This is a genomic window from Bacillus sp. PDNC022 (assembly GCF_016919285.1).
Classification (GTDB): domain Bacteria; phylum Bacillota; class Bacilli; order Bacillales; family Bacillaceae; genus Bacillus; species Bacillus safensis.
Window position 1 is genome coordinate 2,099,907 of the sequence record NZ_CP070345.1, and the last position, 19,882, is coordinate 2,119,788.

At 42.3% G+C, this 19,882-nt stretch carries 18 protein-coding genes; 6 read left to right on the top strand and 12 right to left on the bottom strand.

Features of this window, described 5'->3' with window-relative positions; translation table 11 throughout:
- Window positions 1-106: 106 nt before the first annotated feature.
- The 6 genes from ribD to JVX94_RS10935 form a co-directional block, all read right to left on the bottom strand.
- On the bottom strand, window positions 107-1,189 hold the full coding sequence (ribD, locus tag JVX94_RS10910; RefSeq protein ID WP_205183060.1) for a bifunctional diaminohydroxyphosphoribosylaminopyrimidine deaminase/5-amino-6-(5-phosphoribosylamino)uracil reductase RibD: 1,083 nt from the start codon (window positions 1,187-1,189) through the stop codon (window positions 107-109).
- A 283-nt stretch (window positions 1,190-1,472) separates the two neighbouring features.
- Window positions 1,473-3,230: a WD40 repeat domain-containing protein gene (locus JVX94_RS10915; RefSeq protein ID WP_144472493.1), complete on the bottom strand. Its 1,758-nt coding sequence runs from the start codon at window positions 3,228-3,230 to the stop codon at window positions 1,473-1,475.
- Between the two features lie 4 nt (window positions 3,231-3,234).
- Window positions 3,235-4,038 carry a formylglycine-generating enzyme family protein gene (locus JVX94_RS10920; protein WP_095407944.1) on the bottom strand — a complete coding sequence of 268 codons (804 nt, stop codon included), beginning with the start codon at window positions 4,036-4,038 and terminating at the stop codon, window positions 3,235-3,237.
- A gap of 32 nt (window positions 4,039-4,070) precedes the next feature.
- Window positions 4,071-4,796: a GTP cyclohydrolase II gene (locus JVX94_RS10925; protein WP_034282729.1), complete on the bottom strand. Its 726-nt coding sequence runs from the start codon at window positions 4,794-4,796 to the stop codon at window positions 4,071-4,073.
- Between the two features lie 275 nt (window positions 4,797-5,071).
- Window positions 5,072-5,728: a class I SAM-dependent methyltransferase gene (locus JVX94_RS10930; protein WP_095407943.1), complete on the bottom strand. Its 657-nt coding sequence runs from the start codon at window positions 5,726-5,728 to the stop codon at window positions 5,072-5,074.
- A gap of 969 nt (window positions 5,729-6,697) precedes the next feature.
- On the bottom strand, window positions 6,698-7,045 hold the full coding sequence (locus JVX94_RS10935) for a YflT domain-containing protein (RefSeq protein WP_095407942.1): 348 nt from the start codon (window positions 7,043-7,045) through the stop codon (window positions 6,698-6,700).
- A gap of 221 nt (window positions 7,046-7,266) precedes the next feature.
- Here JVX94_RS10935 and JVX94_RS10940 point away from each other — a divergent pair, with 221 nt between their 5' ends.
- Complete coding sequence (locus JVX94_RS10940) at window positions 7,267-7,644, top strand: YfmB family protein (protein ID WP_095407941.1); 378 nt, start codon at window positions 7,267-7,269, stop codon at window positions 7,642-7,644.
- A 121-nt stretch (window positions 7,645-7,765) separates the two neighbouring features.
- Window positions 7,766-8,770, top strand: coding sequence for an NADP-dependent oxidoreductase (locus tag JVX94_RS10945; RefSeq protein WP_095407940.1), 1,005 nt, complete (start codon window positions 7,766-7,768; stop codon window positions 8,768-8,770).
- A 37-nt stretch (window positions 8,771-8,807) separates the two neighbouring features.
- Here the strand turns inward: JVX94_RS10945 and JVX94_RS10950 are convergent, their stop codons facing one another.
- A complete protein-coding gene (locus tag JVX94_RS10950) occupies window positions 8,808-9,950 on the bottom strand; it encodes a DEAD/DEAH box helicase (protein ID WP_205183062.1) in 1,143 nt (380 codons plus the stop codon).
- 152 nt (window positions 9,951-10,102) lie between these two features.
- Between JVX94_RS10950 and JVX94_RS10955 the strand changes: the two genes are divergently transcribed.
- On the top strand, window positions 10,103-11,656 hold the full coding sequence (locus JVX94_RS10955; RefSeq protein ID WP_024426645.1) for an ABC-F family ATP-binding cassette domain-containing protein: 1,554 nt from the start codon (window positions 10,103-10,105) through the stop codon (window positions 11,654-11,656).
- 228 nt (window positions 11,657-11,884) lie between these two features.
- Here JVX94_RS10955 and JVX94_RS10960 read toward each other — a convergent pair whose 3' ends face one another.
- The gene (locus tag JVX94_RS10960; RefSeq protein WP_205183064.1) at window positions 11,885-13,075 is read right to left on the bottom strand and encodes an MFS transporter; all 1,191 of its coding nucleotides are present in this window, start codon (window positions 13,073-13,075) and stop codon (window positions 11,885-11,887) included.
- A 56-nt stretch (window positions 13,076-13,131) separates the two neighbouring features.
- Complete coding sequence (locus JVX94_RS10965) at window positions 13,132-13,557, bottom strand: MerR family transcriptional regulator (protein ID WP_095407936.1); 426 nt, start codon at window positions 13,555-13,557, stop codon at window positions 13,132-13,134.
- A gap of 143 nt (window positions 13,558-13,700) precedes the next feature.
- Here JVX94_RS10965 and folE2 point away from each other — a divergent pair, with 143 nt between their 5' ends.
- Window positions 13,701-14,597 (top strand): GTP cyclohydrolase FolE2, encoded by an 897-nt coding sequence (folE2, locus tag JVX94_RS10970; protein ID WP_205183067.1) that lies wholly within the window; start codon window positions 13,701-13,703, stop codon window positions 14,595-14,597.
- 31 nt (window positions 14,598-14,628) lie between these two features.
- Here folE2 and JVX94_RS10975 read toward each other — a convergent pair whose 3' ends face one another.
- The gene (locus JVX94_RS10975) at window positions 14,629-16,515 is read right to left on the bottom strand and encodes an ABC-F family ATP-binding cassette domain-containing protein (protein ID WP_111291775.1); all 1,887 of its coding nucleotides are present in this window, start codon (window positions 16,513-16,515) and stop codon (window positions 14,629-14,631) included.
- 132 nt (window positions 16,516-16,647) lie between these two features.
- On the opposite strand from JVX94_RS10975, the gene JVX94_RS10980 reads away from it, so the two are divergent.
- Window positions 16,648-17,721: a tetratricopeptide repeat-containing glycosyltransferase family 2 protein gene (locus JVX94_RS10980; protein ID WP_111291774.1), complete on the top strand. Its 1,074-nt coding sequence runs from the start codon at window positions 16,648-16,650 to the stop codon at window positions 17,719-17,721.
- A gap of 180 nt (window positions 17,722-17,901) precedes the next feature.
- Window positions 17,902-19,293, top strand: a complete 1,392-nt coding sequence (bcaP, locus tag JVX94_RS10985) for a branched-chain amino acid transporter BcaP (RefSeq protein ID WP_111291773.1) — start codon at window positions 17,902-17,904, stop codon at window positions 19,291-19,293.
- Between the two features lie 37 nt (window positions 19,294-19,330).
- Here the strand turns inward: bcaP and JVX94_RS10990 are convergent, their stop codons facing one another.
- Together JVX94_RS10990 and JVX94_RS10995 are read right to left on the bottom strand one after the other, a co-directional pair.
- Window positions 19,331-19,564: a hypothetical protein gene (locus JVX94_RS10990; protein WP_111291772.1), complete on the bottom strand. Its 234-nt coding sequence runs from the start codon at window positions 19,562-19,564 to the stop codon at window positions 19,331-19,333.
- Window positions 19,565-19,570: 6 nt separating this feature from the next.
- Entirely contained in the window at window positions 19,571-19,828 is a 258-nt protein-coding gene (locus tag JVX94_RS10995) for a hypothetical protein (RefSeq protein ID WP_003213975.1), read from the bottom strand.
- Between the last annotated feature and the right edge of the window lie 54 nt (window positions 19,829-19,882).

Below are 19,882 nucleotides of genomic sequence, written 5' to 3' on the forward strand. Positions count from 1 at the left end.
CCCCCATCCATCGTATTCATCATGACTTGGAAAGGTGTATGTACACTTTTATTTTTTAAAATAATCAAAAAGACCTTGCACTTTCTTGCACAAGGTCCTTCTTTCATTAAAGTCTCATCGTCATTTTTAAATCTTTTCCTACCATACTATAATCCATATCTACCGGCCGGATGGCTTCTTTTAATGTTTTCATACCTTCTCCTTCAAAGAAAGTAGGTGCATCTTTCCCTCCAATTAGTAACGGTGCCATATAAATAATGACTTCGTTCACAAGTGATGCTTCTAAAAAGGATGCGCTCACACTCCCTCCCGCCTCTACAAGCACCGACATCACAGAACGCTTTTTCAGCATACGTAATACCGCTTGAAGATCTGTCCGATTTTCTCCGCTTGTGACAAATACTTGATGTCCTTTTTGCATCAGTTGTTGATATTTTTTTTGATCGTACTTATTTGAGGTGCAAATAATGGTTTCTACCATATGATCATTTAAACATTTCGCATGAAGAGGAATCCTTAAGGTGGAATCTAAAATGACACGAATGGGCTGTGTCACGATTGAATCTTTTACAATAAGACCTGCATCATCTTGAATAATGGTTTCGACGCCTGTTATGACAGCATCTGCTTCTTGACGTAATTGCTGCACTTCATTCCTCGCTTCTGTTCCTGTAATCCATTTGCTTTCTTGATGAGCTGTTGCAATTTTCCCGTCTAATGAAATGGCTGTTTTTAATATGACATAAGGAAGGTCTGATTGTATGGAATGAAAAAAAGGAAGATTTAAGCTGTCCGCTTCCCGCTTACATATCCCTTCTTCTACTTCTATCCCTGCTTGTTTCAACATCGTGACCCCTTTACCTGCTACAAGTGGATTTGGGTCATGAGTGGCAATGACCACACGTTTCACCCCGCTCTTTATAATGGCTTCTGAGCAAGGACCTGTTTTTCCATGATGCGAACAAGGTTCGAGCGTCACATATAGATGAGCTCCCTTCGCCTTTTCTCCTGCCATTTGCAGCGCATGAATTTCAGCATGAGGTTCGCCCGCCTTCATGTGAGCACCAATTCCAACGATCTCACCTTTTTTGACTATCACTGCTCCGACAAGCGGATTTGGCGAAGTTTGCCCTTTCATCGCTTTTGCGTTGGCAATCGCTAGCTTCATATAAAAAACATCGTCTTTCATGTAAGTCTCCTTTCCTCTCTTTCAAGGGAAAGAACTCCTTCAGGAAATGAAGGAGTTCTATTCTCATGTTCTATATTTTTTCCATCCGTTTCTTTTCAGATCGATCATAGTAAGGCAAGGAATAAAAAAGTTTATAAGATGCTCGTTGTTTACAAAAACAGCATTTGCGACATTCATATTTATTAATGAGGAGCACATGCGGACAATTGAGTACAGACAGACCTTTTTTCATATGTTCCTTGCAAACACTTATCATGAGAATCCCCCGCTTACATTCTTTTTCTTAATGAGAGATTACTTCTTTCGGAAATTGTTCAAATAAGCGTAATACTTCGGTATGCGTCCCATCTTCTCGAACGTGATAAATTCCGCCGTCATATGAACTTGCATATACATCATTGCCTAATTGTCTGATGGCACTAATCCCATTTTGGGCAATTCTAATTGGGCCGGTGTTGACATTCAGCTCTGGATTCCACACAACGATATAGCCCCAATAATCACCGCTTACAATATAGCCAGAGTCTGTGACTGTGACCGATTTGATCGAATACTGGTGCTCGTTATGCTGGTCTAATATTCTTCCTGTATGCAAATCAAACAATCTCACATTCTTGTCACGGCTGACAATGGCGATACGGTCTCGTTTACTATCAATAAAGACATCATTTAACAGCTCTGTCGCACCGATGTATTCCGCTTTTAAAGACAAACTCTTTTTATCTAAAAGACAGATGGTTCCTTCAACTGCTGCTGTGATGATATGATCTCCTTCTACCTTTAACGCTTTGACCGCACAATCGTGTGCTTTGGAACGGCCGATTTCCTTTAAGTGTTCTGTCGAAATGACATGGACATATCCGCCATAAGTGCCAATATAAAATTGACGATCCTCCTCATGGAAATACACGCTGTTGACCGGGCCTGTGTTGAGGTCAAACGAAACCATTTGCTGTAATGATTCATGAACAATATGCACCTGACTTGCATGGTCTCCCCACGCATAATAGCTTCCATCCCGTGCAACAGCTACTCCATTTGTTAAAACGCCCGTCGATTTGGCGATTTCAATCCCATTTTTTCTGAATTTTCCATCATCAGATGCGGTAATAATATCCCCCGCATCAGTCAGCGCAATATCATTGATAGATGGTGTCGCCATTTCGATCTCATCTGATATGACTTTGCCCTTTTCGATCGACCATTCACAATATGTTTTTCCAAAGCTGGCTCCTAGTATTGACTTCTCATCTTCTGTCCAGACAAGCGAGCGCTCCCACTGATATTTATGAGGCAGCAGTGTATCGACTAAATCACCTGTTTCATAATTCCACAGCTTAATTAAATGGTCGTAGCCTGCAGTCAGCAAGTAATTGCCGCTTGGAGAAAAATTCACACGCTTGACGCCCTGTAAATGGGCTTTGATAATTTTCTTCTCCTGTAAAGTAGCTGCATCGTAAATAATAACGGTGCCATCATCTCTGCCAAGTGCGAATACTTCTTTTTGATTGCTGCCGCTGATCGTATCCAGCTCATAATCAAACGGGCCGATTTCCCCTACAATTTCTCCTGTCTCATACAGCCATACAAGGACATATCCATCATCACCTGTTGTATAAGCTTTATCACCATGTATCCATACAGCTAATACATCTTTGCTATGGCCATGGAATTCTCTTAAAATAGCACCCGTTTCGATATCCCACACTAAGCATCTTCTATCTCTGGACACGGATACAAGCAAAGTATCCTGCTTTGCAAAAGCAACGGCTTCTACATCATCTGCATGACCAAACAACGTGCGGATTCGGGTATGTGTGCCTGTATCATACAATTGAATCGTATAATCTGACGATGCACTCGCTAAATACTTTCCGTTTTCAGAAAGAGATAAAGAATTAATGATATGCTCGTGACTGCCAATAAACGTTCCTTCTCCCGTCGCCCGGTTCCACTGATAAATACAGCGGTCATAGCCGCCAGTGTAAACAATTTGATCGTGCTGAGTTGATAAAACAGATGTAATTGGTCCTCTATGCATGGTTTTACACTCCCACCTTTATATGTTGTTTTTGACGAGTCACTAAACGAAAACCAGTAAATCGAAAAACGGGATCTGGGTGCTTCCCGTGTCTTCTTGCGACTCTGCATAAATCTCCGCCTCTTGCGAAGGAGCCGCCTTTTAAAATGTAGTAATCACTTCCGAGTGTTTCCGTTAAATCATCGACGACCTCGATGCCGCCTTCATATACGTGATATTTGGTGTTGACCCATTCCTCGACATTGCCCCCCATATCATAAAGACCAAATAAGGATCGGCCCTTTTCGTAATGACGGACCGGCGTCGTTTTTTCAATATTTGATTCGTGCGTATTGCAGTAAGAAGGATCAAACTCATCTCCCCACGGGTATTGATTTCTCGTGTTTCCCCGGGCAGCATACTCCCATTCTTCTTCAGTAGGAATCGAAACATCAATCCCAAGTTTCCCGCTCAGCCACTGACAGAACGAGAAAGCTTCCTCAATATCCATGCCCCAAGCTGGATGATCTTTTCCCCCGCCAAGCTCTTCGTTCGTTAAACTCTCTGGGTATGTCTGTCCTGTTTCATCACAATAGCTTTGATACAATTCATTGCTGACGACCGTATCTGAGATAAAAAATTCGTTGATATACGGCTGATAGGATGGAAATTCTTTGTACAGCCATTTTTGAAATTTTTTCTCACGGCCGTAGGTTGGATTGAGCAGCTTGTCCTTCCAGAATTCTGATGCCTTTTTCATATCTTCTTCATTACTTCCAATCGTTGCATAGCCGCTTGGGATTTGAATCCAATTGATATCAGGTTTCACGCTTTTCTCCCGCCTTCTTTCAATATACTCGTCTATTGATTAATTAATTTCTTCTCATCGACCATATGCCCTGAGGCTGCTTTTGCTTTTAAATAGGCTTCATTGTAGAGAGAGGCTTCGACCGTATGATCAAACCGCAAAACAGGAAGACCGTAAGCTGCAATAGAATCGACTTTATCTGGATTATTCGTTAGTAAGTGCAATGGTTTCCCTTTGTTTAAATAGTGCAAAACAGCTGCTGCTTCCTCATAATGCCGATCATCATCCCCGCAGCCGATCAGGCGGTTGGCTTCAAAAGTATCCAGTTGCATTTCCTGTAATTTATACGTCAATGCTTTTGCCATCAGCCCAATAGACCGCCCTTCTTGATTGGCCATATACACCAGCATGCCTTTTCCGTAATCGGTGATTTTCTTCAGCGATAATGCAAGCTGTGGACCACAGTCACATTTCAGTGACCCAAACACATCGCCTGTTTGGCAGACACTATGGATTCGCACAAGCGGCGGCCGTTCATTTTCAAAGTCGCCAAATAAGAGACAAGAGGAAAAGGTTTGCTGCGCGGTACTCATTTGGACAATCGATTCGATCGTTGGTTTTGTATCCCGTTCAACAGGTGCGAAGGCATACCACTTAAATGGCACTTCTTCATGTTGAATGGAAATTGGCAAATTTACAGGCCCCACGAGCAAATAGTGTTTTTCTTGAAAGGTAAAATGATGAATCATTGATTGTAGTTCATCTACAAACTTGTTCATTTGTCTCCCCCCTATTCATCACTGCACCCAATCGACTCCCATAGCGCAGTGATAGAGTGATGAATATGTGTACGCACTCCCTCTGCCTGTGTGCTCCCGCAGAAGGAAATGGATGTGCAGTGTCTCTCATCGCTTTAGACCTTGTCCTTTTCCAGTACAAAGGAGCAGAAATCTTGGTTCATATGCTTTATTTTCTGTCAGAGCAGCAAGCGTCCTTGATTGGCAGCCGCTCTTTCTTACAATGAACACCTCTGCTTGAATCACTCGCCTTTGTACTAGATTTTGACGGCAATGACATGATGCTGGCTTATTCCGGCCTTCGCTTGTAGTGGTGATATGGATACAAGCTCAAGACCTGATGTACAAATTTTTTCTCCAAGCTGAGAATCTGAAAATGAAAAATGGAAACGGCCATCTTCTCCGATTAACCCTGTTTTCCACTGTTCTCCCCAGACAACAAGTGAAAAGACACCGCCTTCATGAAGTAAAGAAGAGACCTGTTTTAAATAACGTTCATGATCATCAGGATGTTGATGATGAAAGCAGCCATGATCTAAAATTAAATCAAACTGCATCCCGCGTCCCTGATCCATGGACCATGACATAAAATCTTGATGAACAAAGTGGACAGAAACCGTTTCTCTTTTCTGTAACCCCTCCCACTCCTCATGCTCATACAGGTCGATACCGACATATGCGGAAAGCCCGCTTAAATGTTCAAGTGCACGGCCGTTGCCGCACCCGATATCCAGCACAGAAGCAAGTGCATTCTTTTCCCTTGAACGCCATGCCTTTAATGACATCACTGCTGCGTCTGTTAAGGATGGATCAGTGGACCACATATCTGTTCTTTGCTCATAATGCTCTTGGAATGCCATGCGCATCTTTTCTAAATAAAGTCCGCTGTCTTCATGGTACAAAGCCTTTTTCATCATGAAACCTCCTTCAATTCACAATCTTCTTTTCGGGCAAAGGTGGTTTTCAAGCCAAAAACCTTATGTTAAAATGAAAGATGGATTTTTTAGGAAAATCTGTTTTTCTGAAAAAGGAGAGAAGCATCCCACATGTTCACTCTTCTTTTTCAGCATTCATCCTCATATGCAGCCGTTCGAAGGCCGCATCGCCTCAGCTTGTTCTCTCTTTTTTTCATATGAGTTCACCTCCTTCACCGTTCGATCAACTCACAATTTTCATTGAAAACGCTTTCTCTTTTGTATAAGGACTTAACGTCTTTTGAATATCTCTTGTAAAGTGCTCATAGTAGAAAGATCAATCTACTGTTTAAAATGGCTGTCATTTTTTCTTCAAGTAAACGACGATTTGCTCTGTTTTAGTAGACATTTTTCTAACAAGCTTTTCTTTTAGAGGCGCTTACGCCTTGGTTCCCGCCACCCCCTTTACTAGATTATGCTCCGAATAAACCCGTCAGAAATTTAACAACTAATTCCATAATGACTGGATTAAGCCAAATATATTGTTTTTAGTTTATTTTGTCAACAAATTATTTCCTAAACATTAAAATGAATTTTCTAATTGAAAATACAGGTATTTTTCGTGGTTTTCTGACCTTAAAACACTTATTTCTACACAAAAATACAATTTAAACCAATAGAACTAAGAAATTTATCTACTAAATTACACAAGTTTTTTATTTAATTTTAAATCAAAATAGAAAGATACAATGATTATTTCCCGAATGGATTTTTGTGATATTTCGACTATTTTTTTCTGATTTATCCTGTTTTTCTTTGGTATAACGGCTTTTTCAATTAGAGAATTTACTATTTATTCCATACTTCTGTATTTACTTATTATCGTAAAAAAGATACATGTCTCTCTTTCAGACATGGAAGCATGAAAAAAAGCCCCTTACAAAAGTAAGAGGCTTTTTCGGCTGGCGTTTATGCCCAGTTTTTCACTTTTTCATGATCTGTGACAAAGAGAAGGACTTTCCCTTCGTCTAAATGTTCTTCAAATGTCTCAGCTTCTTCTTTTGAGAAACCAATTTCATGAATTTTATTGCGGAGCTCATCACCCTTTTTACTAAAGATGTTCCCAACCGCATGTTTGAGTCCAACTTCTCTTGAGCCAATCGTATTGGCATCTGCATTACTTGCAATACGCTCTGTTCGGTCATCGTCATGGGACAGAACATAAATGTCCTCTCTTGCAACACCGAGTGATTTTAATTGCTCTACATCTCTTTGAAGTGTTTCATCATTTGAATACTCTCTTACAACAGGTTTCATTTTATATTCCTCCTTTAACGTCTTACGAATCTTTTACCCGGCATTTTTGCCATTAAACCTTCTACGAGCACATCCAATTTACATGATGTACTGTTCGAGCCTATTGGCTTATTTTTGACAAAAAGCCCGTAAAAATGACTAAATTTTCTGAAATATTGTGTTCATTCCTGTGGATTTGTTGTACAATTCTTATACTGGAGGCTAGAAATGAGGGAGAGCTGATGTATTACTTTTCAGCGGAGCAGCAGTTTAATGCTTGGGTTGTCAGTGATTTGGTGAAACAGCTTTTTCAAAAGTGGAATCCTGAAGAAGCAAATTCAAAGCCGCTTACATCGTTTGCCGAACAGCACTTTCGCATCTCCATTGATTATCTCTTTTCCATCATTATTAACATTGGAGATATCGAGTCAATTGAACAAGATCCACAAGACCTGTTGTCCTCATACTTGAATATCCTTTTCCCTTTTGTGACGCGCGATATGATGAAAGCCTCCATGCAAAATGCAAACGAATATTTGTTAAAAGAACGTGATGCGGATGTGTATCAGCTGTTTGGCTGTCTCCCGCCGCTCCTCTCTGTATCTTTTCAGAAAAAGTAGTCCCCTTCGATAAGATGGCGGCTGCTTTTTTGTATGTGTTTTGAAAAGACTGTATGTTTTGAACGAAAAGAAGCATCATGTTAATGTAAATCTAGGCTGTAAGTGAAAGGGAGGATTTGACATGAGTCAACAAAAGCAAATTCAATTAGCCAAACGTCCAAAAGGATTACCTACAAAAGATGTTTTTCATTTTGAAACAGTAGATATACCTGTGCCTCAAGATGGAGAGGTCTTGATTCAAACGAAATATGTTTCTGTAGATCCTTATATGAGAGGGCGAATGCAGGATACAAAATCCTATACACCTCCGTTCAAGCTAAATGAAGTGATTCAGGGCGGTGTTGTCGGAGAAGTCGTTGAGTCGAAATCGCCTCAATTTGAAAAAGGTGATTTTGTCCTTGGATTCCTTGGATGGCAAGAATATTCCACTGCCAAAGCTGAATCTCTGACTAAAATTGATCCGTCCATTGCGCCATTGTCCTATTATTTAGGGATTTTGGGCATGCCAGGGCAAACCGCTTACTTCGGCCTGCTTACGATTGGCCAGCCAAAAGAAGGCGAGACGGTTGTCATTTCTGGAGCCGCAGGCGCAGTTGGTTCCGTTGTGGGACAAATCGCTAAGATCAAAGGCACACACGTCGTTGGAATTGCCGGATCTGACGATAAACTCGCTTATTTAAAAGAATTGGGCTTTGATGAAACAATTAATTATAAAACAACAAATGATTTAGATGATGCCATTGCAAAAGCCTGTCCTAACGGCGTTGATGTGTACTTTGACAATGTAGGCGGCGAGATTTCAGATGCGGTGATGAATCATTTGAACCGTTTTGCACGCATTCCAGTATGCGGCGCAATTTCTTCTTATAACATTAGCGCAAGCGAGGACATCGGACCGCGTGTGCAAACAAAACTCATCAAAACAAGCGCATTGATGCAAGGCTTCATCGTTGGCAACTATTCAGATCGTTTTGGAGAGGCAGCGAAGGATCTCGCACAATGGGTAAAAGAAGACAAACTCACATATAAAGAAACAATCATTGAAGGCTTTGACAACATTCCTGATGCATTCCTTGGACTATTCAAAGGGGAAAATGTCGGAAAACAGCTTGTCAAAATTTCATAACAAAAAAGGACCCTGCCAATAATGGAGGGTCCTTTTCTTATGCCTGCTTGGGCGCAAGGTGCAGCTGGCCTTGTTTATACACAATTTCTTCAAGCGAAAGATTCAGCTTTTTCGCCATTTTTTTCAGCATTGATTGCTCTTGAGGTGTGACAAGACTGATGACTGCGCCTTCTTTTCCTGCGCGTCCGGTTCTGCCTGAACGGTGGATGTAGCCCTCTTCATTTGGCATATCTGCATGAATCACATATGGCAGATCATCAATATCGATTCCTCTTGCTGCAATATCTGTTGCAAGGAGGAGCGGGAATTCACGCTGTTCAAATGATTTTAAGATCACAGCACGCTCAGCTTTTTTTGCTTCACTATGAAGGACACCAAGGTCGACATGATGGTACGCTAATTTCTCTGCATAAATGCTTAAGTTCGTAATGTCACGCACAAAAACGAGCGCCTGCATGTCCTCAAGCCGTGATAGCTTTTGCAGCAGTTTCACTTTGTCACGCTGATCACATAACAGATAATAGTGACCCACTTTCTGCGCTTCTTCCTCGCTTCTAGCAATTTTCAATACTTCTGGTTCAGATGTCATTTCTTTGATCAGCTGAACGGTTTCTTCTTTCAATGTTGCAGAAAAACAAAGGATTTGTCTTTCTTTTAATGTGGACTTAATGATCCCTTGGATCGTTTTCATATGCTCTGGCACAAGAAGCTGATCTGCTTCGTCTAATACAATCGTTTTGACTTCATGCATTTTCAGTTTCTTGATTTTGATTAATTCTTGTACTCGGCCCGGTGTCGCCACAACGATGTTCGGGTGTTTCTTTAGTTTTTCTTGCTGCTTCTTGATGTTCGCTCCACCAATCAAGGAGACCGCTTTGATGTCTGATCCTTGCTTGAACTCTTGCACGACATCAAAGATTTGCATCACAAGCTCTCTTGAAGGTGCCAAGATTAAGACTTGGGGATGCTTGATATTGACATCAATTTTATTTAAAAGCGGCAGTACATACGCAAGTGTCTTCCCCGTCCCAGTTGGCGATTCTGCGATCACATCACGCTTCTCCGTAATCCACTCTGCTGTTTTTTCTTGTATAGCTGTTGGTTTTTCGAAGCCAGCCGCTTGAAAGTTTTCCTGAATAAATGGCTTTGCTTCTTTCAAAAATACCCAATTTTCCGTCATGTCGATCTCCTTTATCCTCATTCAATCTATCCTTTAGTATCTCAAAATCAGCTTTGAAACGCAATTTTTCTTTTGATGCTTTTATCGAGCCGGACAGTTCGATATAATCATGAGAGGCACTAGCCGTTTTGAATCTATTTGAGGTGTAAAAAATGATATTATCTGTTAAAGATTTAAGTCATGGCTTTGGCGACAGAGCCATTTTCCACGAAGTGTCCTTCCGTTTATTAAAAGGCGAGCATGTCGGCTTAATCGGCGCCAACGGTGAAGGAAAGTCAACGTTTATGAATATTATTACTGGCAAGCTGGAGCCAGATGCAGGAAAAGTCGAATGGGCGAAAAATGTCCGTGTCGGCTACCTTGATCAGCATACCGTGCTAGAAAAGGGAAGAACGATCCGTGAAGTCCTTCAGGATGCATTCCATTATTTATTTTCAATGGAAGCCGCGATGAATGACATTTATGGCAAAATGGGTGAAGCTGATCCTGATGAGCTTGAAAAGCTGTTAGAGGAAGTTGGCGTCATTCAGGATGCACTGACAAACAATGATTTCTATATCATTGATTCTAAGGTCGAGGAAATTGCAAGAGGTCTTGGGTTAACGGATCTTGGGCTGGACCGTGATGTGACGGAGCTCAGCGGCGGTCAGCGTACGAAGGTGCTGCTAGCGAAATTGCTGCTGGAGAAGCCAGAAATTCTCCTTCTCGATGAGCCGACCAACTATTTGGATGAGCAGCATATTGAGTGGCTGAAGCGCTATTTACAGGAATATGAAAATGCGTTTATCCTCATTTCGCATGATATTCCGTTTTTAAACAGTGTTATTAACTTGATTTATCATGTTGAAAATCAAGAGCTCACGCGCTATGTTGGTGATTACGACCAATTTAAACAAGTGTACGAAGTCAAAAAGCAGCAGCTTGAAGCGGCCTATAAAAGACAGCAGCAGGAAGTGGCTGAACTAAAGGATTTTGTTGCAAGAAACAAAGCACGTGTCAGCACAAGAAATATGGCGATGTCCCGTCAAAAGAAACTGGATAAGATGGATATGATTGAACTGGCGGCAGAAAAGCCAAAACCAGAATTCCACTTTAAACCGGCACGTACGTCTGGGAAACTGATTTTTGAAACGAAAGATTTGGTCATCGGTTATGATGAACCGCTCTCCCGCCCATTGAATTTGAAAATGGAACGCGGGCAAAAAATTGCGTTGTACGGTGCTAACGGTATCGGAAAAACGACGCTGCTCCGAAGTCTTCTTGGGGAAATCACACCTATTTCTGGTGAGGTGGAACGTGGAGAATTCTTGCATATTGGCTACTTTGAGCAAGAAGTAAAAGAGCAAAACAGCAATACTTGTATTGAAGAAGTATGGAGCACCTTCCCTTCTTACACGCAATATGAAGTCAGAGCCGCTCTTGCAAAATGCGGATTAACGACAAAACATATTGAAAGCCGCGTGTCTGTTTTAAGCGGAGGAGAAAAAGCAAAGGTCCGTCTTTGCAAGCTGATCAACGAAGAAACCAACTTACTAGTTCTCGATGAGCCGACAAACCACTTAGATGTCGATGCAAAAGAAGAACTAAAACGCGCGTTAAAAGAATATAAAGGCAGCGTCTTATTGATTTCTCACGAGCCTGAATTTTATCAAGATGTGGCAACCGAAACTTGGAATTGCGAATCTTGGACGACAAAAGTATTATAATGACAAAAAAGCCTTATATCTTTAGAAGATATAAGGCTTAGATGATTGTGACAAAGGGCTAAAATGATCTTTATTTTAGCTCTTTGTCTTCTTTCAGCGTGATAGAAAACCTTTGCAGCCCTAGGAATGACGGCTACCTTTGCGGAGCGAATTTGACATTCGTGAGCATCGGCGCACAGGACTGACACCGAATGCGAGGGTTTGTCTACACGCTGAGCTTTTTTCTAATCAATGACCTGCTTGGATATTCACCAAATGCTTACGTCCAAGGAGCAGGATGATCATGCCTAAGAGAACAACAGCAGCCCCGACATAATAAGGTGTACTTGCTGTATAGGATTCAGCGAGAACTCCGGCAATCCAAGGAGCAATCGCGCCCCCAATAAACCGTACAGCACTGTAAGAGGATGAAGCAATTGAACGTTCAACCGGCGCTGACCCCATCACAGCTGTCGTGAGCACCGTATTGATCATACCGAGAATTCCCCCAGCAATGACAATTCCGCAGATCACGACCACAACATGAGACGTCCATACCCCAATGCCGAATAAAATTACAGCAAACGAAGCAAACAGAACCACCAGCGAAGTCAATGTCCCAAGTTTGCGATGAATGACCGGCGCGGAGAAGACGGAGGTCACAGCCAACAATAGCCCCCATCCAAAAAAGACATAACCGAGTCCATGCTCATCAAGATGGAGCACAAATGGCGAATACGCTAAAAGCACAAAGAAACCAAAATTGTATAAGAAAGCGGCAGATGCCATCGTTAAAAGTCCTTTATATTTTAATGCTCCGACAGCCTCAAATAATTTCACTTTTTTCTGAGGCTTTTGCATAGGTGGAAGCATAAAAGTAATCGCTAAAAGAGCAATAAGCATTAACACGGCAACGCCAAAGAATGGCCCGCGCCAAGAAATTGTTCCGAGCTCTCCGCCAAGCAGCGGTCCAACCGATATCCCAAGACCTAATGCAGCCTCGTATAAAATAATGGCCTTCGCACTTCCTCCAACAGATACACCGACAATGACAGAGAGTGCAGTTGAAATAAATAAAGCATTCCCAATGCCCCATCCGCCTCTAAAGCCAATTAATTCATTAATCGTTGAAGAAGTCCCTCCTAAAGCAGAAAAAACAATAATAAAAATGAGTCCTACTAATAACGTCCATTTCGCACCAATCCGGCTAGAAATAAAGCCGGTAAAAAACATCACAAAGCCGGTCACAAGTAAGTAGCTTGTAAATAAAAGAGAGACCTGGCTTGGAGATGCGTGTAATTGCGATGCAATGGCTGGCAGGATCGGGTCCACGAGTCCTATTCCCATAAACGAAATCACACACGCAAAGGCAACAGCCCAAACGGCTTTTGGCTGCCTAAGCAGACTTGTACGCTGTTTCAACACTTCTTTTTCCTTCATTCCATCAGAACCTTTCCTTCAAATGTTGACAAAATAAAATAAACACGCAGAGGTGTTTATTTTTGTAATTGCTCAATTGCATGAGCCGCTCTTTCTTTCATCGCTTCAAGATCCTTTTTAAAGGATTGAATCGTTTCAAGCTTTTTTGTAATCAATTGATGCTGCACATTCAGCTGCGCATCGATATCTAACAGCTTCTCTAATCGTTCCTTTGGATCAAGCGACAGCAAGTAGCCTTCTTTATTCAGCTCTAGCTGCTTTCCGATTTCCATAAACGATTGAAGCTCCTGTAAAGAAAAGCCGAGTACCTCTTTTGCCTGCATCACTTTCTCTAGCTCTTCCATGTCGTCCTCTGAGTAAAGTCTGACTCCGCCCTCTGTCCGCTTTGGTGCTGATAATAAACCAATCTCTTCATAGAAACGAATCGTCCGTTTTGTTAGTCCGCTTCTTTTCGCCACTTGATCAATTTTCATCCATTCCATCACCAGTGCCTCCTGCTCATCAATTCATGTTTTATTATACACCTTTATAACCTTAACGTAAACGTCAAAGTTTTAACACTTGATTCCCTTCGTGTTTTATTGCAAAATAAATAGGAATAATTACGATTTAAAGGAGGTACTATATGCGCTCATTTCCACCTAAAGAAGAACGGCACCAGCTATTTGGATCTGTACCGCCAAGTCTTGGCACAAAACCTTTGCAAAAAGAGGACATGACGGACATTCAAAATACAGAGCAGGACTTTTATTTTCATCTTGAACAAGTCGGGATCTGCCGCATGTCCTATCCAGTACATATCGTGTCTAAAATGGCACCACAGCGCCAGACAACTACTGCTGAATTTACACTGAGTACATCCCTGCCGGCCCATCAAAAAGGCATTCATATGAGCCGTCTCACTGAACAGCTGCACTCGTTTTATGAGAGCAGCAAGCCGCTTGATCTGAATGCGCTAAAAGAATTAACGGCAGCGCTCGCTCAGAAAATGAATCAATCCTCTGCTTCCATTCAAGTTTCCTTTCCATGGTACATGGAAAAACAGAGCCCAGTCACCGGTCAGTCAGGATTGATGCATGCGACTATCAAATATGACGTCCATTATCATGAAAAGGACGGATGGACCTGTCAAGTTGGCTGTGATGCACAGGTCACGACATTATGTCCTTGTTCCAAGGAAATCAGTGAATATGGTGCACATAATCAGCGCGGCTCTGTTTCCATTCACGTAGGGTTGTTTGAACAAGCATCGCTTCCTGACGACATCAAGGCCGCTCTTTTACATATCATTGAGTCCAATGCAAGCGCACCGCTTTATCCCGTGCTCAAAAGACCTGATGAAAAGAAAGTGACAGAAGAAGCTTATGAAAATCCGCGCTTTGTTGAAGATATCACAAGATTAATTGCCATTGAATTATATGAACAGCCATGGGTTAAAGACTTTCAAATCGAGTGCCGTAATGAGGAATCCATCCACCAGCATGATGCGTATGCCAAATGCTCCTATCAAAAAAACCTGTAGATCGCTCTACAGGTTTTCTATCATCTATTTATTATTGACCTTCTAATTCTTCAATCATGAGCGACAGTTCTGTCCAGCGGTCCATTGCTTGTTCTAATTCTTCCGCAACGGCTTTTTGTTCGTCCATCAGCTCTTGAATTTTCCCAAAATCACTGCCTGCCTCTGCAATGCTGGCTTCGAGCTGCTGATGTTTTTCTTCTAATGCTTGTATCCGGTCTTCAATCCCGTCCCATTCAAGCTGGTCTTTATAAGAAAGTTTTTTTCTCTTTTTCGGCGCAGCTTCTACTTGTTTCTCAGCCGGCTTTGCCTCTGTCCGCTTCTGCTCTTTTTCCTGTTCCATATAATCGCTGTAAGCACCTTGGAAGTGTGAAATGCGACCATTTCCTTCAAAGACAAGCAGGCGGTGAACCACTCGGTCTAAGAAATAACGATCGTGGGACACGGTGATGACGACGCCAGGGAACTGTTCTAAATAATCCTCTAAAATACTGAGGGTTTCTGTATCAAGGTCGTTCGTCGGCTCATCTAAAAAGAGAACATTCGGTTCTTCCATTAAGACCTTCAATAAATACAATCTGCGGCGTTCTCCCCCTGACAGCTTACGGATAAACGTCCGCTGCATCGATCTTGGGAAAAGGAAGCGCTCCAGCATCTGTTCTGCTGTTACAATGGCGCCATCAGACGTCTTGACGATCTCAGCTGTTTCCTTGATATACTCAATGATGGTCAGCTCATCATTCATTTCCTTGTGATCCTGCGTGTAATAGCCAATACGAACGGTTTGTCCAATGGTCAAATGTCCTGAAGTCGGTTCGATTTTACCCGCTAGACAGTTCAGCAGAGTGGTTTTGCCGACTCCATTCGGTCCGATAAATCCGATACGATCGCCCGGCACAACCAAATCTGTAAACCTCTCCACAAGAGTCTGGCCAGCAAATGAAATCGATAAGTCTTCTGCCTCTATCACTTGTTTTCCCAGTCGGTGCGAGCCGATGGCAAAATCAAGCTCTCCCTTCGCATCAGGCCCTTTTTGATCCTTCAGCTCTTCGACTCTGCCGATACGTGCTTTCTGCTTTGTCGTTCTTGCTTTTGCCCCTCGTCTCAGCCATGCAAGCTCTCGTCTAAGCAAGTTTTGACGCTTCGTTTCTTTCACCTGAGCTTCTGCTTCCCGCTCCGCTCTTTTTTCTAAAAAGACTTCATAATTTCCTTTATACGTATAAAGCTGTCCTTGATTTAACTCATAAATCCGATTGGCCACCCTGTTTAAGAAATAACGATCGTGCGTCACGAGAATGACAGCACCGCTATATTGGCTTAAGTATCCTTCAAGCCATTCAATGGTGGCATTATCAAGGTGGTTGGTTGGCTCATCTAAAATCAGCAAACCTGCAGGCTGAATTAAATTTTTAGCAATGGCGACACGTTTCTTCTGTCCGCCTGATAATGCATGTACAGAGCGGCTCACATCTTTCACGCCAAGCTTTGTCAAAATCGTTTTTGCTGAAAGGTTCGCATCCCAAGCGTCTTCCTGATCCATTCGATTTTGCATGCGCATCAGCGCCTCTTGTTTTGCTTCATTTTGCGGGTCATGCTCTAAATCAGCGAGTGCCTGTTCATACGCCTTCATCGTTTGAATCATTGGTGCCGCTCCAGAAAAAATGTAGTCAAGAATCGTTTCATTTCCGCTCATTTCAGGGTCTTGCTCAAGAAATTCGATATCAAGTGTCCCTGCTTTCGTGATGTCACCTTCCTCAAACGATTCAAGTCCTGCGATCACCTTTAGAAGCGTTGACTTCCCTGTACCATTTGGTCCAATCAAACCAATGCGTTCCTTCGGTTCTATATGAAAAGAAATATGATCAAACAGCGTTTTCTCGCCATAGGTTTTATATAATCCTTCAACATTCAATAAACTCATTTTATCAGCCCTTACATAGATTCTTCCTTTATTTTAAATCAGCCAGTAGCAGAAAACTAGTTTTAAAAAACCCGCTGTTGAAAAGAATGTTTCCTTTTGATGCTCGATACACTATGAAGAGGTGATCTAAAGATGATAACCATTAGCTTATGTATGATTGTGAAAAATGAAGAGGAAGTGCTGGCAGACTGTCTTTCTTCTGTTCAAGACATTGTCGATGAAATGATCATCGTTGATACGGGATCAACAGATCAAACGAAGGAGATCGCTCATTCCTTTTCAGCAAAGGTGCTGGATTTTGAATGGGTTCAGCATTTTGCAAAAGCACGCAACTTTGCTTTCTCACATGCAGCGAAAGAGTATGTTTTATGGCTCGATGCTGACGATGTTCTGCTTGAAGAAGACCGTCAAAAACTGCTTCAGCTTAAGAAAACACTTGATCCTTCGGTGGATGCTGTCTCAATGTTTTATCATGTGGGATTCGATGAAGACGGTCAGGTAAATTTCAAATATAGAAGAAATCGCCTTGTGAAGCGTTCGTTGAACTTTCAGTGGTATGGGGCCGTTCATGAGTTTCTTCAAGTGTATGGAAACATCCTTTCAGCAGATATCGCCGTCACACACCAAAAACGCAAGAAAACAACTGCTGGTGAGCCTGGGCGCAACTTGCGGATTTATGAAGACATGCTGGCAAAAGGAGAGGATATGACGCCCCGTGATCTCTTTTACTTTGCCAATGAACTAAGAGACAACGGGCAGCATGTCAGGGCGATTCGTTTTTATCATGAATTTTTAAACACAAAACAGTGCTGGATTGAGGACGAAATTCGCACATGCCAATATTTAGCGGACTGCTATTATGCGGCAGGCTTTGAGGAAGCGGCCTTATCCTCATTATTACGTTCCTTTTTATATGATCAGCCCCGGCCAGAATTTTGCTGCCGGATCGGGGATCATCTAAAAATACAAAATAAACATCAGGCAGCCATCTTTTGGTATGAGCAGGCGCTGAAGGCCCCTGAAAACGAAACAGCCTTCACACTTACACAATATAAAACATGGTATCCTCACCTTCAGCTTTGCTACTGTTATTATCAACTCGGCGATCTGGAGCAAGCCAAAACACATCACCTTGCCTCCTCCGCCCACTATCCGACCCATCCAAGTGTGCTGTACAATGAAAAAATATTTGCTGAACAGACATAGATCGTCTTTTACCACATCCGCCTTCGATCTCTCGGCGGATGTCTCTTTTTATACACTTATTCGGTTGTGACGTTTAATACTTTAGTGATTTAAAGCGTTTTTCAACCAATTGACTAAATTGTCATTTGCGCATATACTAACATTCGTCTTACGAAAAGATTTATCCATTAGGAGGTCAACATGAGTTCTTTATTTCGAAAAAAATCTCTCGACCAGCTCCTGCTTGAAAGTCAAACAAAGCGGCTCAGCCGTTCGTTGAATACGTTTGATTTAATCTTGCTTGGCATTGGCTGTGTGGTCGGGACTGGAATCTTTGTTATTACGGGGGTTGCTGCGGCAAATGATGCGGGACCTGCGATTATTATATCTTTTATTTTGGCTGCGATCGCATGCGCCCTTGCTGCTTTTTGCTACGCTGAATTCTCCTCATCCATTCCTGTGTCAGGAAGCGTCTATACGTATTCCTACGCAACACTTGGGGAATTTCTCGCCTTTTTAATGGGCTGGGATCTCATGCTTGAATATGTCATTGCGCTCTCTGCTGTAGCAAGTGGATGGTCGTCCTATTTTCAATCACTGCTCAGCGGATTCGGTCTGCACATACCGAAGGCTTTATCAGCTGCACCTGGAGCCGCTGATGGTTCCGTCTTTAACCTTCCAGGCGCACTCATTATTTTGCTCATCACCTTTATCGTCTCACGAGGCGTCAAAGAAAGCACAAAGCTGAATAACATTATTGTGCTGATCAAAATTGCCATCGTCCTTCTCTTTATCATTTCAGGCTTTGCTTACGTTAAACCTGAAAACTGGACACCGTTTATGCCAATGGGCTTCCATGGCGTGATTGCTGGAGCCGCAACTGTCTTTTTTGCTTACCTTGGATTTGATGCAATCGCCAATGCTTCTGAAGAAGTCAAAAACCCGCAAAAGGCGATGCCAATTGGAATCATCGGTGCGCTCGGTGTTTGTACGATTTTATACATCGGGGTTTCATTCGTCTTAACAGGCATGGTTCACTATACGAAGCTGAATGTCAGTGATCCTGTCGCTTTTGCTCTTCAAGTGGTTGGCCTGAATAGTGTCGCTGGTATTATATCCGCAGGTGCTATTATCGGGATTACGACAGTGTTAATTGCACTTGTCTACGCTCAGGTTCGTTTAACCTTTGCCATGAGCCGAGATGGACTCATGCCGAAAATCTTTTCAAACGTTCATCCAAAATCTAAGACACCGGTTGCCAACACTTGGCTGACAGGCGCTGTTGCGTCATGTATCGTTGGATTCGTCAACTTATCAACACTTGCTAATTTAGTCAGCATCGGTACACTTGCGGCCTTTACGGTGATCTCTATCGCTGTGATCGTACTCCGGAAAAAACATCCGAATATGAATACAGCTTTTAAAGTACCCTTTGTCCCTGTCCTTCCTATAATTAGTGCGGTCATTTGTATGATCTTGGCTTTCACACTGAAATGGGAAACATGGAGAGCCTTCCTCATCTGGATCGTCATCGGTGTTGTTGTCTATTTCACCTATGCAAGACGAAAAAGCCATCTCAACGAAACACATTAGAAAAGAGACTCGGGGGTTCCCGGTCTCTTTTTTTTGCTTAAATCACGCTGTTTTTGGCTGAATTTGAGTCCACCATATCTGGATCTAACACGCTTGAAATCGGAATGACAAGCGGTGAACAATCTCCATTGTCCTCACCAAAACCTTGATTCAATTTCATTGAGAGAAAATAATCAATCTGCTGATAAGGTCCTAGCGTCAGTGATGACCCCCGATCCATTGCATTGATTTTAAAAGCACCGACGTTGACGACTGAGGGTGAGAATAACATCACACGTCACTTCCTTTGAATGGGTTTAGCTGCTGGCGAAAAAGAGGCAGGTGAGTCCACTTGATCTCGATCATCTACATGGCTTTTTGTACCGACAAAACCGCTGGCATCTCCAAAATTCTGTCCGTAACCCTGATTTTTTTTATCTGAGTTTTGCCACTCTGCTAACAAATTTTGTCCGACATTCACCGCCGACGCATTTTCAAAGGAATTAATTTTTAACATGAAAATATTAATATTGATATACGGAGTTGGTTGAACCACAGATAAACCTCCTTTTTATAGGTATATGCAAGCACCCATCAAGTATGTTAACGG